The 14,538-nt window shown below is 74.2% G+C and carries 14 protein-coding genes; 5 read left to right on the forward strand and 9 right to left on the reverse strand.

Annotated features, from left to right (window positions below; translation table 11 throughout):
- Positions 1-92 precede the first annotated feature (92 nt).
- The 4 genes from ABZ842_RS19905 to ABZ842_RS19920 all read left to right on the forward strand — a co-directional run bounded on the left by ABZ842_RS19905 (position 93) and on the right by ABZ842_RS19920 (position 5,677).
- The gene (locus ABZ842_RS19905; RefSeq protein WP_361538143.1) at positions 93-887 is read left to right on the forward strand and encodes a carbon-nitrogen hydrolase family protein; all 795 of its coding nucleotides are present in this window, start codon (positions 93-95) and stop codon (positions 885-887) included.
- Positions 888-1,231: 344 nt separating this feature from the next.
- Positions 1,232-1,606 (forward strand): hypothetical protein, encoded by a 375-nt coding sequence (locus ABZ842_RS19910; protein WP_361538145.1) that lies wholly within the window; start codon positions 1,232-1,234, stop codon positions 1,604-1,606.
- A 204-nt stretch (positions 1,607-1,810) separates the two neighbouring features.
- Positions 1,811-3,202 carry an NADP-dependent succinic semialdehyde dehydrogenase gene (locus ABZ842_RS19915; RefSeq protein ID WP_361538147.1) on the forward strand — a complete coding sequence of 464 codons (1,392 nt, stop codon included), beginning with the start codon at positions 1,811-1,813 and terminating at the stop codon, positions 3,200-3,202.
- Between the two features lie 66 nt (positions 3,203-3,268).
- A complete protein-coding gene (locus tag ABZ842_RS19920) occupies positions 3,269-5,677 on the forward strand; it encodes a phosphoketolase family protein (protein ID WP_361538149.1) in 2,409 nt (802 codons plus the stop codon).
- Positions 5,678-5,942: 265 nt separating this feature from the next.
- On the opposite strand, the gene ABZ842_RS19925 is transcribed toward ABZ842_RS19920, so the two are convergent.
- From ABZ842_RS19925 to ABZ842_RS19940, 4 genes are all read right to left on the reverse strand, one after another.
- Entirely contained in the window at positions 5,943-7,223 is a 1,281-nt protein-coding gene (locus tag ABZ842_RS19925; protein ID WP_361538151.1) for a globin domain-containing protein, read from the reverse strand.
- A 180-nt stretch (positions 7,224-7,403) separates the two neighbouring features.
- Entirely contained in the window at positions 7,404-8,186 is a 783-nt protein-coding gene (gene nagB, locus ABZ842_RS19930; protein ID WP_361538153.1) for a glucosamine-6-phosphate deaminase, read from the reverse strand.
- Positions 8,187-8,631: 445 nt separating this feature from the next.
- Positions 8,632-8,853 (reverse strand): hypothetical protein, encoded by a 222-nt coding sequence (locus tag ABZ842_RS19935; protein ID WP_361538155.1) that lies wholly within the window; start codon positions 8,851-8,853, stop codon positions 8,632-8,634.
- Between the two features lie 57 nt (positions 8,854-8,910).
- Positions 8,911-9,819, reverse strand: coding sequence for a LysR family transcriptional regulator (locus ABZ842_RS19940; RefSeq protein ID WP_361538157.1), 909 nt, complete (start codon positions 9,817-9,819; stop codon positions 8,911-8,913).
- Positions 9,820-9,998: 179 nt separating this feature from the next.
- Here ABZ842_RS19940 and ABZ842_RS19945 point away from each other — a divergent pair, with 179 nt between their 5' ends.
- Entirely contained in the window at positions 9,999-10,637 is a 639-nt protein-coding gene (locus ABZ842_RS19945) for a DUF6817 domain-containing protein (protein WP_361538159.1), read from the forward strand.
- Between the two features lie 32 nt (positions 10,638-10,669).
- Here the strand turns inward: ABZ842_RS19945 and ABZ842_RS19950 are convergent, their stop codons facing one another.
- The 5 genes from ABZ842_RS19950 to dhaK all read right to left on the reverse strand — a co-directional run bounded on the left by ABZ842_RS19950 (position 10,670) and on the right by dhaK (position 14,533).
- On the reverse strand, positions 10,670-11,356 hold the full coding sequence (locus ABZ842_RS19950; RefSeq protein ID WP_361538161.1) for a class F sortase: 687 nt from the start codon (positions 11,354-11,356) through the stop codon (positions 10,670-10,672).
- Between the two features lie 19 nt (positions 11,357-11,375).
- Complete coding sequence (locus ABZ842_RS19955) at positions 11,376-12,188, reverse strand: hypothetical protein (RefSeq protein WP_361538163.1); 813 nt, start codon at positions 12,186-12,188, stop codon at positions 11,376-11,378.
- A 248-nt stretch (positions 12,189-12,436) separates the two neighbouring features.
- Positions 12,437-12,847: a PTS fructose transporter subunit IIA gene (locus tag ABZ842_RS19960; protein WP_361538165.1), complete on the reverse strand. Its 411-nt coding sequence runs from the start codon at positions 12,845-12,847 to the stop codon at positions 12,437-12,439.
- Positions 12,844-13,452 (reverse strand): dihydroxyacetone kinase subunit DhaL, encoded by a 609-nt coding sequence (gene dhaL, locus ABZ842_RS19965; protein ID WP_361538167.1) that lies wholly within the window; start codon positions 13,450-13,452, stop codon positions 12,844-12,846. Before dhaL ends, ABZ842_RS19960 begins: the two co-directional genes overlap by 4 nt.
- A gap of 88 nt (positions 13,453-13,540) precedes the next feature.
- Complete coding sequence (dhaK, locus tag ABZ842_RS19970) at positions 13,541-14,533, reverse strand: dihydroxyacetone kinase subunit DhaK (RefSeq protein WP_361538169.1); 993 nt, start codon at positions 14,531-14,533, stop codon at positions 13,541-13,543.
- Positions 14,534-14,538 lie beyond the last annotated feature (5 nt).

Below are 14,538 nucleotides of genomic sequence, written 5' to 3' on the forward strand. Positions count from 1 at the left end.
CACCCCCACCGGGACGGCCGGCTCCCGGCGGGCGGGCCGATGGCGCATCCTGGAGGCGAGACCCGGCCCGTCCGACACCTGTGGGGACGTCCATGCGCATCGCCCTGAGCCAGATCACCAGCGGCCCAGACCCCGTCCGCAACCTCGACCTGGTACGGGAGCAGGCACGCCTCGCCGCCGACGCGGGCGCCCGGCTGATCGCCTTCCCCGAAGCCACCATGGCCTGCTTCGGCACCCGGCTCGCGCCGCTCGCGGAGCCGCTCGACGGGCCCTGGGCCACCGCGGTGCGGCAGATCGCCAAGGAGACCGGCCTCGTCGTGGTCGCCGGGATGTTCACCCCCGCGGCCGACGGCAAGGTCACCAACACCCTGCTGGCGACCGGCCCCGGCGTCGAGGCCTCCTACGACAAGATCCATCTGTACGACGCCTTCGGCTTCACCGAGTCCACCACCGTCGCCGCCGGGTCCGGCGTGGTCACGTTCGACCTCGACGACGTCCGCATCGGCCTCGCCACCTGCTACGACGTCCGCTTCCCCGAACTGTTCCGGGCCCATGCCGACGCCGGCGCCCAGCTCACCCTGCTGCCCGCGTCCTGGGGTGCGGGCGAGGGCAAGCGGGAGCAGTGGGAGCTGCTGATCCGCGCCCGTGCACTGGACGCCACGCTCTGGGTCGCCGCGGTCGACCAGGCGGAACCCGCCGATCCGGCGCCGGCCGCCGCGAAGGCGCCCACCGGCATCGGCCACAGCGCCGTCGTCGCCCCCGACGGGACCGTGCGCGACCGGCTCCAGGCGGGGCCCGGCCTGCTGGTGGCCGACGTCGACCCCGCGGAGGTGATCGCGGTCCGGCGGTCCATCCCGGTCCTCGCGAACCGTAGGCTGCGCGGGTAGGGCGCGAGCTGGCCTGGCGCCTGTGGACGGAGCCGCCGTCTCCCTGGGGGAGGGTTGGTCTCTGCGGCCCGGTGGTGGGCTTGTCGCGCACTTCCGCCCCCCGCCCCTGGGCGTAGGTGGGGGTTCCCCCGTGCCCGCAGGGCACAGGGGGCGGAACTGCGCGAACAGCCGCAGACGGGTCGCAGGCGCCATCACCGCATGCGCACCACGGCGCCATCGCGCCCGCCTAGGCACGGGACCGCGCGCGGGCTCGATTCGCATCCGGGGCCGGCGCGGGCCAGCCTGGAGGTGGCACCCGCCCAGGCAGCACGAGCCATCAGCCAGGCCCTAAGCGAGGGATCACCGTGAACAGTGCGGACCAGCACCCCGAGCCCGTCGTGGTGACGATCACCGGCTGCACCAAGGAGGACGCACACGCCGTCTTCGAGGTGCTGCGTCACTCCTACGAATGCGACCGCGCGGCCGGTGACCGGCCCGAGTACGTCTCCGCGGCCCATCCGACGGTGTGGACGGCGACCTTCGACGTCCGGCCCGGGACGGCACGGACCGGCCCCGTGCGCCTCACCGACGCCGTCGAAGCGGAGATGCAGGGCGGCTACTGGGCCGTCGACCGGATGACGGAGACCCTGGCCGCCGCGTTCGACGTCCAGCGCCGGGGCACGGCCGCCGGCGACCAGGAGAAGGACGTCCAACTGCGCCTGGTGAGCCGAGCCGGCTGAACGGCGCACCCGCCCACCGGCCGAATGCCCACCGGGATTGCGGCCCGGTCGGCTCCGGGCGAAGGTCGAAGGGGCGCCGTACGCAACGGGGGCGCCCGCGACCGACCTGCGTATCCGGCTCGCCGCGGCGGGCACTCGGTGTCCGGGAACCGTCCCCCGGCGACCGGGCCGCGCGGGCGCCCAGGACCCAGGAGGACACGAACCATGCCCATCGCCACGGTGAACCCCGCCACCGGCGAGACGCTGAAGACCTTCGAGGCGATCGGAGGCGACGGGATCGAGGATCGGATCGCGTTGGCCCGGGCAGCCTTCGTCGGCCAGCGCACCACCGGCTTCGCCGACCGGGCCCGTCTGCTGCTGCGGGCCGCCACCCTGCTCGACGAGGACGCGGACCGCATCGCCCGCACGGTCACCACCGAGATGGGCAAACCCCTCACCCAAGCGCGCGCGGAGGCCGCGAAGTGCGCCCGCGCGATGCGCTGGTACGCCGCCCACGCCGAGCAACTGCTCGCCGACGAGCACCCGGGCCCCGACGACGTGCGGGACTCCGGGGCCGCCCGGGTGGTCGTGCGCTACCGGCCCGTCGGCGTGGTGCTCGCCGTCATGCCGTGGAACTTCCCCCTGTGGCAGGTCGTCCGCTTCGCCGCGCCCGCCCTGATGGCCGGCAACACCGCCCTGCTCAAACACGCGTCGAACGTGCCCCAGACGGCCCTGTACCTGGAGGACCTGTTCCGGCGTGCCGGCTGGCCCGAAGGCTGCTTCCAGGCCCTGCTGATCGGATCGGGCGCCGTCGAGGCGGTGCTGCGGGACGACCGGGTCGCCGCGGCCACCCTCACCGGCAGCGAACCCGCCGGGCGGGCCGTCGCCGCCGTCGCCGGCGACGAGGTCAAGAAGACGGTGCTGGAACTCGGCGGCAGCGATCCGTACCTGGTGCTGCCCTCCGCCGACCTGGAACGGGCCGTGGACACCGCCGTCGTCGCCCGCGTCCAGAACAACGGCCAGTCCTGCATCGCCGCCAAGCGGTTCATCGTCCACGCCGACGTGCACGACGCCTTCCTCGACGGCTTCACCGCCCGGATGCGGGCCCTGGTCGTGGGCGACCCGATCGAGGAGACGACGGAGATCGGCCCGCTCGCCACCGAACAGGGGCGCACCGACCTCGAAGCGCTCGTCGAGGACGCCCTCGGGCACGGCGCCCGCGCCCGCTGCGGAGCGAGCCGCCCCGAGGGCCACGACCGCGGCTGGTACTACCTGCCCACCGTCCTCACCGATGTCGACGCTCGCATGCGCATCCACCGCGAGGAGGCCTTCGGACCCGTCGCCACCGTCTACCGGGCCGCGAGCCTGGACGAGGCGCTGCGGATCGCCAACGACACCCCCTTCGGGCTCAGCTCCAACGTGTGGACCCGCGACGAGCGGGAGATGGCCCGCTGCGTACGGGATCTGGAAGCCGGCGGCGTCTTCTTCAACGGCATGACCGCCTCGCACCCGGCGCTGCCCTTCGGCGGCGTCAAGCGCTCCGGCTACGGCCGGGAGCTGTCCGGGCACGGCATCCGGGAGTTCTGCGAGGTCACGACGGTCTGGTACGGCCCCTGACCCGACCGGCCGCCCGGTCCCGCCCGCCCCGCCCCGTCCCGTTCCGCATGGCTTAAGGAAACCGCCATGAACGACAGCACCGTGACGCTGCGCAGCCGCATCACCGACACCGAACTCGCCGCCCTCGACGCGCACTGGCGCGCCGCCAACTACCTCGCCGTCGGACAGATCTACCTGATGGCGAACCCGCTGCTGACCGAACCCCTGCGCCCCGAGCACATCAAACCGAGGCTGCTGGGCCACTGGGGCACCTCACCCGGCCTCAACCTCGTCTACACCCACCTCAACCGGGTCATCAGCGGCCGGGGCCTGGACGCGCTGTGCGTCTGGGGCCCGGGGCACGGCGGACCCGCGGTCCTCGCCGGCTCCTGGCTGGAGGGCACGTACACCGAGACGTATCCGGACGTCACCCGGGACGCCGCCGGCATGGAGCGGCTGTTCCGGCAGTTCTCGTTCCCCGGCGGGGTGCCCAGCCACGTGGCGCCCGAGACACCCGGCTCCATCCACGAGGGCGGCGAACTCGGCTACTCCCTCGCCCACGCCTACGGCGCCGCGTTCGACAACCCCCATCTGCTGGTCGCCTGCGTGATCGGCGACGGGGAGGCCGAGACCGGGCCGCTCGCCGCGTCCTGGCACGGCACCACCTTCCTCGACCCGGTGCACGACGGCGCCGTGCTGCCGATCCTGCACCTCAACGGCTACAAGATCGCCAACCCGACGGTGCTCGCCCGACTGCCCCGCGGCGAACTCGACGACCTGCTGCGCGGCCACGGCCACGAACCCGTGCACGTCACCGGCGCCGAACCCGAGGCCGTGCACCGCGCGATGGCGGCGGCCATGGACGCCTGCCTCGACCGCATCGAGGAGATCCAGCGCACAGCCCGCCGCGACGGCGTGCGCGAACGGCCCCGCTGGCCGGTGATCGTACTGCGCACCCCCAAGGGCTGGACCGGCCCCGCGACCGTCGACGGGATCCCCGTCGAGGACACCTGGCGCGCCCACCAGGTGCCGCTCGCCGGGGTCCGCGACCGCCCCGAACACCTGCGGCAGTTGGAGGCGTGGCTGCGCTCCTACCGCCCCGAAGAGCTCTTCGACCCCACCGGGCGCCCCGTCGCCCAGGTCCTCGGCTGCGTCCCGACGGGCCAGCGCCGCCTCGGCGGCACGCCGCACGCCAACGGCGGACTGCTGCTGCGCGAGCTGCCCCTGCCGCCGCTCGCGGACCACGCCGTCGACGTGGAGCGCCGCGGTGCCGGGCGCCACGAGCCCACCCGGGTGCTCGGCGACTTCCTCGCCGTCGTGATGGGCGCCACCGCCGAGCGGCGCGACTTCCGCGTCGTCGGCCCCGACGAGACCGCCTCCAACCGGCTCGACGCCCTCTACGGCGCGACCGCCAAGGCGTGGCAGACGCGCACGCTGCCCACCGACGAGCACCTGGCCCACGACGGCCGCGTGATGGAGATCCTCTCCGAGCACGTGTGCCAGGGCTGGCTGGAGGGCTACCTCCTCACCGGCCGGCACGGACTGTTCTCCTGCTACGAAGCCTTCGCCCACATCGTCGACTCGATGGTGAACCAGCACATCAAATGGCTGCGCACCGCGCGCCGGCTGCCCTGGCGGCGCCCCGTCGCCTCGCTGACGTACCTGCTCACCTCGCACGTGTGGCGGCAGGACCACAACGGCTTCTCCCACCAGGACCCCGGATTCGTCGACCACGTCCTGAACAAGAGCCCCGAGGTCGTCCGGGTCTATCTGCCGCCGGACACCAACACCCTGTTGTCCGTCGCCGACCACGTGTTGCGCAGCCGCGACTACGTCAACGTGGTCGTCGCCGGCAAGCAACCCTGCTTCGACTGGCTGACCATGGACGAGGCCCGCGCCCACTGCGCGCGCGGCGCCGGGGTGTGGGAGTGGGCCGGCACCGAGCACGGCCCCGCTGCCGCGGACGGCGCGGGCGCCGACGGGCCCGACGTGGTGCTCGCCTGCGCCGGCGACGTCCCCACCCAGGAGGTCCTGGCGGCGGCCGAACTGCTGCGCCACCACGCGCCCCGGCTCGCGGTGCGGGTGGTCAACGTCGTCGACATGGCCCGGCTGCTGCCGTACGACGAACACCCGCACGGCATGAGTGACTTCGAGTACGACGCGCTCTTCACCCGCGACAAGCCGGTGATCTTCGCGTACCACGGCTACCCCTGGCTGATCCACCGGCTCGCCTACCGCCGCGCCGGCCACCCCCATCTGCACGTCCGCGGCTACAAGGAGGAGGGCACGACGACCACGCCGTTCGACATGGTCGTCCGCAACGACCTCGACCGCTATCGCCTGGTGATGGACGTCATCGACCGGGTGCCCGGCCTCGGCGTGCGGGCCGCCGGCCTGCGCCAGCAGATGGCCGACGCCCGCTCGCGCCACCACGACTGGATCCGCGAACACGGCACGGACCTACCGGAGGTCGCCGACTGGACCTGGGGCGGCTAGCGCCCGTCGCGGACCCGGCTGGGGACGCCGCATAGGCCCTGTCCGCAAGGTCCCGCGCGGGTTCCTGCGTCTCTTGACGTAGCCGCCGTTTCCCTTGGGGAGCGTTGGTCTCCACTGGCCGGAGGTGGGCTTGTCGCGCAGTTCCCCGCGCGAACAGCCGCAGACGGGCCGCAGACGCCACACCGCAGCACGCCGCACGGCGCCACCGCGCCTGCCAAGAGAACGGCACCGCCGGGCGGGCCACGCGGGACTTTGCGGCAGCGCCCTAGACCATGCTGCCCGCGCTGCCCGGCTGGAACGACGGCGCCCTGAGCGGACGCGTCCGGGCGTCCGGGTCGATCCAGTTCACCCGCTGCGGTTCGAGGAACGTCTCCGCGTGCGAGACGTGTGCGCGCCGGGGGTCCGACGGCGGCAGCGGATCGCGGATCAGCGACTGCGGCGGCAGCCCGCGGGCGAACAGCAGCTCCGCGGTCTCCTCGACGAACCCGGCGGGGCCGCACAGATAGACGCTCTCGCCTGGCCGCTCGGGGCGTGCCCGCAGGTGGGCGTGCAGGCGCTCGGCCGCCCGGGTGCGGCTTTCGTCGTGCTCCTGGCACCACCAGTAGGCGCTCAGCCAGGGGTGGTCGCGCAGCAGGTCGTCGAGGTGCGCCCCGTCGTAGAAGTGGGCCCCGGCCCTGGCGACCACGTCGACCCGGACGCGGGGCGCGGGGCTGCGCCGCAGCAGTTCGTCGAGGACGGCCTTGACCGGAGCCCAGCCCGTGCCGGCGGCGAGCAGGGAGACGGCCGGGGTGCCCGGCGGCGGGGCGAGGGCCGAGCCGGACGCCGCGCCCAGCCGCAGCGTCTGCCCCGGGCGGGTCCGGTCGCACAGCACGCCGCTGAGTAACCCGCCCGGCACCAGGCCCACGTGGAACTCCAGGAGGTGCTCGCGCTCCCCGCCCGCGGCGGTGCCTGCCAGGGAGTACGGCCGCCACACCCCCGGCAGGTCCTCGTGCTCGACGGTGGCGTACTGCCCCGGGCGCCAGGGGTAGGGGGTGCGCACCGCGGCGCGGATCACCGCCGTGTGGTCGCCGTGCAGCCGGTGGCTGACCACGGTGGCCTCCCAGAACGCCGGCTCCCGTGCGGCGATCGACCGGTGCGCGCCGGCGGTCATGAGCGTGGCGACCTCGTCGTACACCCGCCGCCAGGCGGTCTCGGTGCGCTCGTCCCAACTGGTGGGGGAGTGGCGGGCGACGGCGTTGAGCAGGCTGGCGCCGACGGCCGCGTAGTCCTCGTCGACGATGCCGAACTTGCGGTGGTCGCGCCCCAGCCGTCGCAGGTGCTCGGGCAGGCCGGGGTGTCCGAGGTGGTCGACGACGTGCACGAGGGCGGTGAACAGCCGCTCGTACTGGTCGTCCATCACCGCGGGGAAGAGCGGACGGAGATGGGGGTGGTTCCTGAACAAATGTGCGTAGAAGTGCCGGACCACGTGGCGCGACCGCCGTCTGACGCGTTCCAGACTCGCCCTGACGACGTCGATGTCGCCGGGAGCGGTGCTGTCGTCGTCCATGTCAGTTCCCCCCGGGCTGCACGTCCGCACGCCGTCCCGGCGCGCGCACGGTGCGCCGAGAGAGCGCACCGTATCAACTCATCGGCGTGGGAGCGCCGTTGCGGGTCGAATTTGTTTCGACCGGGACGGAATGCACCGTCCCGGTCACGGGGCGCAGCGTGCCGCTGTGCGCGGACGCCGTCAGATGCCCTGCCAGGCGGGCTTGGCGGCGTAGGTGGCGCGGAAGTAGTCCGCGAGCTTGAGACGGGCGGCGGCGGCCTCGTCGACGACGACCGTGGCGTGCGGGTGCAGCTGCAGCGCGGAGGCCGGGACCAGGGCCGACAGCGGGCCCTCGACGGCGAGCGCGACGGCGTCGGCCTTGGCCTCGCCGGTGGCCAGCAGCACCAGGTGGCGGGCCTCCAGGATGGTGCCGATGCCCTGGGTGATCACGTGGTGCGGGACCTCGTCGATGCTGTCGAAGAAGCGCGCGTTGTCCTTGCGGGTCTGCTCGGTGAGCGTCTTGATCCGGGTGCGGGAGGCGAGGGAGGAGCACGGCTCGTTGAAGCCGATGTGCCCGTCGGTGCCGATCCCGAGCAGCTGGAGGTCGACGCCGCCGGCCTCGGTCAGCGCGCGGTCGTACGCCAGACAGGCGGCGGCCACGTCCTCGGCGGCGCCGTCGGGCCCCATGAAGGCCGCCTCGGTCAGCCCCAGCGGCTCGACGACCTCCCGCAGCACCACCGAGCGGTACGATTCGGGGTGACCGGAGGGCAGCCCCACGTACTCGTCGAGCTGGCATATCCGGGCCGCGGACACGTCCACCGCACCCGAACGCACCTTGGTCGTCAGCGCCTGGTAGATCGGCAGCGGCGTGGAGCCGGTGGCCACTCCGAGGAGCGCCTCGGGCTTGCGCCGCAGCAGGGCGGCCATGGCCTCGGCGATCAGTTCGCCGCCGGCGGCGGCATCCGGAACGATGACAACTTCCACGGGGGCCCCTGTCTGTGTGTGCGCACGCGTATCACGACCTGCGCAGTGGTGTAGACCAATCTACCGGGTGGGCGGGGGTGCTGTCGCCTGAAGCGAGCAGGTCATCACGGTGCACTTTGGCAAGCCTCACCAAACGGAGGTCGACGGCGTGATGAACGGCCTGGACCTCGCCGGCGTGCTGATCGGGCGCTGGACCTGTACGTGCCCGAGATCCACGACACCGAGGCCCTGCCGAAGGCGCCGCCCGGACCAGGACGGCCGGCAGCCAGCTGCTGTCGCTGCCCGCCGCCGGAGCGGCCGTGCTGGGGGTGCGGCTCACCGACCTGAAGACCTTCACCACAGCGCCCCCGCCGCCCGCGTCGAAACCGCGCGCCGCTATTTGACCGCCCTTCTGGACGGCGTGTACCTCCGGTAGGACGGCGAACCGGCGGGGCGGCGCCGGAGGTCAGAACAGGGGCAGTTGGCCGGGGAAGGGCGGCGCCTCGTAGCCGTCGAGGGACGGCTGGCGCGCCGACTCGTACGGCGCCTGGAGGCGCGAGCCGGGGCAGGAGACCAACTCGGCGCCCGTACGGGTGCGGGCGCCGGCCGGGTCGTGGCGGGCGAAGCGGGCCGCGACCACGGCGATCTCACGGCGGCACACCGGACACGTGCGACGAGGGGCTGACATGCGCACCAGTCTGCCGGACGGCACTGACAAGACCCGCACGGCACGGCCCCGCCCCCCTCACCGCCCGACGGCAGCCGCCCGGGTGCAACTGTCGGCCACCGCGTCCGCGAACGCCCGCGCCAGCGGCGGCAGTGCGTCCCAGCGGCGCACGGCCCACCCCACCGACAGCGGCGGCAGGGCCGGGATCGGCACGGTCCGCAGGGGGCCCGCGGCGCCCGCCGTCGGCCGGCCCGGCACCGCCGGCACCACGGCGTGCCCGAGGCCGAGTTCGGCCAGCAGCAGGGCCGTGTCCCAGTCGGCGACGCTGGTGTTCGACCCGGCCCGTACGCCCAACTCGGCGAACGCCGCGTCCAGTCGGCCGCCGGAGGTGGAGTTCGGCGGCAGCCGCACCAAGGGCATCCCCGTGAGATCGGCCACGTCGATGCGCGCGCGGTCGGCGAGCGGATCCTCCGCCCGCACCGCGAGCACCCACGGCAGTTCCACCACGGGCCGCTGCTCGATGCCGCGCACCGGCCCGCCGATCGTCACCCACGCCAGGTCGAGGTCGCTGGAGAGCAGGGCGTCGAAACAGCCGCGGCTGGAGGTCTCCGTACGGAACTCCAGACTCACCCGCGGATGGCGCCGGCGGAAGGCGACGATCGCATCGGCCATGAAGTGCCGCACGGTGGTGCCGCCCGTGGTGACCCGCACCGCCCCGCAGTCCCCGCTGGTCAGCTCGCGAATGCGGCGCATCGCGAGCTCCAGTCCGGCGATCCCTTCGGCCGCCGCGTCGCACAGGATCCGGCCCGCCGCGGTGGGCACGACCCCGCGCGGCTGCCGCTCCAGCAGACTCACCCCCGCCTCCCGTTCCAACCGCCGCACGCGCTGGCTCACCGCCGACTGCGTGCACGACAGCTCACGGGCCACGGCGCTGAGGCTCCCCGCCCGACACACGGCCACGAACACCCGCAAGTCCTCCAGGGTCATGACCTCCAAGCTACTGCTTGGGGCAGGCGAGTAAATCCCAGGATTGACTGTGATCTGACGGCTCGCAATGATCGTCCCAGGGCCCAGGCGGCAACCCGTCCGGTGCCACCCGCGGATCCGGACCGGGGGTGGCACCGGGCGGGTGCCGACCTCCCCGAGCGCCGAGAGGAACCCGGACCGTGCCGCATTCCCCCACGCCTTCCCCCACGCCCGCCGCCGCGTCGATCCCACGACCCGTCCCCGCCGACCCGGCGCACCGCCCCGCAGCCGGCGTTGGCGTCGACGGCGCCCTCGCCCTGGTGAACGGCCTCGGGGCCGCCGCCATCGCCCACCCCGGCGGCACCCTTGTCGACCACCTCCAACGGGTCCGTTCACAGCTCGCCACCTGGGGTGCCCGCCCCGCACTGCAACTCGCCGGACTCTGCCACTCGCTGTACGGCACCGACGGCTTCCCCGCGGTCCTGCTGCCCCCCGAACGCCGCTTCGAACTGGCGTCGGTCATCGGCGCGGAGGCCGAGGAACTGGTGTACCTGTACGGCGCCTGCGACCGCGGACCCACCTACCGTGACCTCGCCCGCGCGGACGCGCCCTTCCACGACCGCCTCACCGGCCGGCCCCGCACCCTCACCCCCCGACAGCGCCGCGACTTCACCGAACTGACCGCCGCCAACGAACTCGACCTCGCCCGCGCCGACCTCGCGTTCCGCGACGAGCGCGGCGCCGGGCTGCTCGACCTGTTCACCCGCTGCCGCCACCAGCTGAGCGCCGGGGCGTGGGACGACTGCGTCGCCGTCCTGAGCGCCGCCGGGCGCCGCTGAACCGACACCTCACGCGCCCGCCGTCGCCGCCGTCAGCGCACCTCGGTCAGCCGGGCCGAGACCACCACGTTCTCCGCGTACCCGGTCCCGGCCGAGTACCGCCCGCCGCAGGTGATCAGCCGCAGCTCGGCACCGGGACCGTCCCGGTAGACCCGGTCGGCGGGGAAGTCGCTGCGGGGGAACGCCTCGACGGCGTGGACCGTGAAGACCGCCGTACGACCGTCCGCGCGCAGCACCTCCACCCGGCTGCCGGGCGTGAGGGAGCCCAGCCGGTAGAAGACGGCGGGGCCGGACTCGGTGTCGACGTGGCCGACGACCACCGAGGTGCCGCGCCCGCCGGGGGACGCGGCGCCGGAGTACCAGCCCGCGAGGTTGTCGTCGTCGACGGGCGGGGCCTCGATCGAGCCGTCCGACGTGAGGTCGACCGCGGTGACGGGGGCGGCGACGCGCAGCGCGGGGATGGCGATCCGCCGGGGCGGGGAGTGGGGGAGCGGGGCGAGCGCGGGCGCAGCGGCGACGGGGGCTGCCCGGGCCGCCGAAGCGGCGGGGCGCGGCGGGCCGTCCGAGGCGGTCGCGCCCGCGGTGGTGTCGACCGCCCCCGACCCCGTACGCAACAGGAACACCCCGAGCAACAGCACGCACAGCAGGGCGAACCAGATGCCGTGCCGCGGAGGTTGGTGTGCGGGCGGCGGCACGGGAGGGGGCAGGGGGCCTGGCATGGCTATCGTCCGCGCCGCCTCATCGCGTCGCGGCGCGCCGTCGGCGCACCACCAGCAGTCCCGTGCCGAGCGCGCCCGCGACCAGGGCGGAACCGAGCGCGATGTGCGCCGGGTCGAGCTGCGGGAGGCTGCCGCCCGCGCCCGCCGTCACCCCGCCACCGGGCTTCAGCGCGGAGCCGGTCTCGTGCCCCGCCCCGGTTTCGTGCCCGGCCCCGGTCTCATGGCCGGCTTCGTGGTCGCCGCCCACGACGTCCTTGCCTCCGGTTTCGTGCCCCCCGGTGTCGCCGGCGCCGTCGCCGTCTTCCGGCGGCAGGACGGCGCCGTCCGCGACCTCGCCGGCGTTCTCGTCCGCACTGCGGTTCGCGGCGGGACCGGCTCCCTCGACGACGAGCTTCGCCGAACCGCGCTCGCCCTTGCAGTCGAAGGTGACGACGTGCTCGGCCCCGGGCTCGGCCTCGTCGAAGACCCGAGCCGTCGCGGGGCGTCCGTCGGTGAGGGTCACCGTGTCGAAGACGCCGGACGAGGCGGTCACCGTCGGCGAAGCGCACTCGGTCGCCTTCAGGGTGACCGTCCCGCCGGGGGCGACGGTCTGCGGGGTGACCGTGAACCCGAACGACGTGACGTCCGCGCCGGAGTCCTGCGTGAGGCGGTCCGCCGGGGCCGTCGCCGGCGCCGGAACCGCGGGGAGCTCTCCGTCCACGGGCTCCGGCAGCGGCGCCGACACCGACGCCCCGGTCGCCTGCGGCACGGCCGCCGCGGCGAGCGGAGCGGTGGCGGTCAGCACGGTCGCAGCACAGATCAGGGCGAGTTCCGCACGTCGTATGGCACGCATGGTCAGCTCTTTCGGTGGGGGACAGGCACCACGTCGAGACCGACGCTAGGAACGGGCCCGCGCCCCTGCCACATCTGCTACGCCGAACAGGCACGCCAGACGACCATCGGGACGAACCGAACCACTCACCCGGCCCCGAACACGGCGCCCGAACACGGCGCCCGAACACGGCGCCCGAACACGGCGCCCGAACACGGTCCCCGAACCGAAGTGTGGCGTCCGGACCCGAAGTGCGGCGTCCGGCGGCGTCACTCCTTGCGGTACGCGTACGCCTCCGAAGCCGCGTTCGCCACCGCGTCCAGGTCGCCCCCCGCCAGCGCCGTCACCACCGCCGCCACCGCCCCCTCCAAGAAGGGCGCGTCCACCAGCCGGGCGCCGTCGGGCAGTTCGTCCCCCTCGGCCAGCAGGGACTTCACCGTCAGCACCGCGCTGCCCAGGTCCACCAGGAGGGCCACCCCCGCGCCCCGGTCCACCGCGTGCGCGGCCCGGGCGATGCGTTCGGAACTGGTGCCCACGCCCCCGTCGGGCGTACCGCCCGCCCCGATCACGGGCGCATCGGCGCCCGCACCGGCGAGCGCCTTCGCCAGCGCTGCGCTCGCGTCCGCGACCTCACGGCTGTGCGACACCAGGACGACCCCCACCGGCTGCCGTGCGCTCATGACGCCACCGCCTGCGCCAGCGCGGCCATCAACAGCGCCGACGACGCGGCGCCCGGGTCCTCGTGGCCGATGCTGCGCTCGCCCAGATAGCTCGCCCTGCCCTTGCGGGCCTGCATCGGCACGGTCTCCAACGTCCCCTGCTCGGCCGCGGCCCGCGCGGCGTCGAACGAAGCCGCCGTGTCGTCGAGCGCGGCGACCGCCGGCTCCAGGGCGTCCAGCATCGTCTTGTCCCCGGCCCGCGCCCCGCCGAGCTGCGCGACGGCCGCCACCCCGGCCCGCAGCGCCGCGGAGAGCTGCGCGAGCGTCACCTCGGGAGCGTCGCCGAGCTCCTTGCCCGTACGCCGCAGCAGCGTGCCGTACAGCGGTCCGGAGGCCCCGCCCACCTTCGAGATCAGCTCGCGGCCGGCCAGCACCAGGACCTCCCCCGGAGAGCCCGCCTCCTGCTGCGCCAGCGCCTCGGTCACCGCGGTGAACCCGCGCTGCATGTTCGCTCCGTGGTCCGCGTCCCCGATCGCGGAGTCCAGCTCCGTGAGCCGGTCCACCTCCTGGTCGATCAGCCCGGCCGCGGCCTGCATCCAGCGGCGGCAGAAGTCGGCGTCGAGCACGTGCCCTCCCTGTGACAGTGATTCTGCGGGCCTGCGGGCCTGCGGTTCTCTGCGGTTCTGCGGGTCGGTGGCCCTGCGGTACGGCCGCTCAACGGCCCCAGCGCAGCGCCGAGGTCTGCACCGGCGCGTCCCACAGCCGCAGCAGCTCCTCGTCCACCTCGCACAGCGTCACCGAAGCGCCCGCCATGTCGAGGGAGGTCACGTAGTTGCCGACCAGGGTGCGGGCCACGGTCACGCCCCGGTCCGCGAGCACCTTCTGCACCTCGCCGTTGAAGCCGTACAGCTCCAGCAGCGGGGTCGCCCCCATGCCGTTGACCAGCACCAGCACCGGGCCGCCCGGCCGGCGGTCCTCCAGCAGCGCGTGCACGGTGAAGTCGGCGATCTCCCGGGAGGTCATCATCGACCGCCGCTCCCGGCCCGGCTCGCCGTGGATGCCGATGCCCAACTCCAGCTCCCCGGGCGGCAGGTCGAACGTCGGGCTGCCCTTCGCGGGCGTCGTGACCGCGCTGAGCGCCACGCCGAAGCTGCGCGAGCCCTCGTTGACCCGACGGGCGATGGCCTCGACCCGCTCCAGCGGCGCACCCGCCTCCGCCGCCGCGCCGGCGATCTTCTCCACGAACAAGGTGGCACCGGTGCCCCGGCGCCCCGCCGTGTACAGGCTGTCGGTCACCGCCACGTCATCGTCGACCAGCACCTTCGCCAGCGTGACGCCCTCGTCTTCGGCGAGCTCCGCCGCCATGTCGAAGTTCAGCACGTCACCCGTGTAGTTCTTGACGACGAAGAGCACGCCCTCGCCGCTGTCCACGGCCGCCGCCGCCCGCACCATCTGGTCCGGCACGGGGCTCGTGAAGACTTCGCCGGGGCACGCGGCGGACAACATCCCCGGCCCGACGAAACCGGCGTGCAACGGCTCGTGCCCCGAGCCGCCGCCCGACACCAATCCCACCTGACCGGCCACCGGCGCGTCCCGGCGCACCACGACCCGCCTCTCCACGTCCACCACCAGCTCGGGGTGGGCGGCTGCCATGCCGCGCAGGGCATCGGCGACGACGGTCTCCGGAACGTTGATCAACATGCGCAACGTAC

Source organism: Streptomyces sp. NPDC047315, from assembly GCF_040643215.1.
Taxonomy (GTDB): domain Bacteria; phylum Actinomycetota; class Actinomycetes; order Streptomycetales; family Streptomycetaceae; genus Streptomyces.

Coding starts and splice junctions, on each gene's coding strand:
- ABZ842_RS19905 (WP_361538143.1), top strand. CDS start 93: ATGCGCATCGCCCTGAGCCAGATCACCAGCGGCCCAGACCCCGTCCGC.
- ABZ842_RS19920 (WP_361538149.1), top strand. CDS start 3,269: ATGAACGACAGCACCGTGACGCTGCGCAGCCGCATCACCGACACCGAA.
- ABZ842_RS19960 (WP_361538165.1), bottom strand. CDS start 12,847: ATGAGCGCACGGCAGCCGGTGGGGGTCGTCCTGGTGTCGCACAGCCGT.
- ABZ842_RS19955 (WP_361538163.1), bottom strand. CDS start 12,188: ATGCGTGCCATACGACGTGCGGAACTCGCCCTGATCTGTGCTGCGACC.
- ABZ842_RS19950 (WP_361538161.1), bottom strand. CDS start 11,356: ATGCCAGGCCCCCTGCCCCCTCCCGTGCCGCCGCCCGCACACCAACCT.
- ABZ842_RS19925 (WP_361538151.1), bottom strand. CDS start 7,223: ATGGACGACGACAGCACCGCTCCCGGCGACATCGACGTCGTCAGGGCG.
- ABZ842_RS19915 (WP_361538147.1), top strand. CDS start 1,811: ATGCCCATCGCCACGGTGAACCCCGCCACCGGCGAGACGCTGAAGACC.
- ABZ842_RS19940 (WP_361538157.1), bottom strand. CDS start 9,819: ATGACCCTGGAGGACTTGCGGGTGTTCGTGGCCGTGTGTCGGGCGGGG.
- ABZ842_RS19935 (WP_361538155.1), bottom strand. CDS start 8,853: ATGTCAGCCCCTCGTCGCACGTGTCCGGTGTGCCGCCGTGAGATCGCC.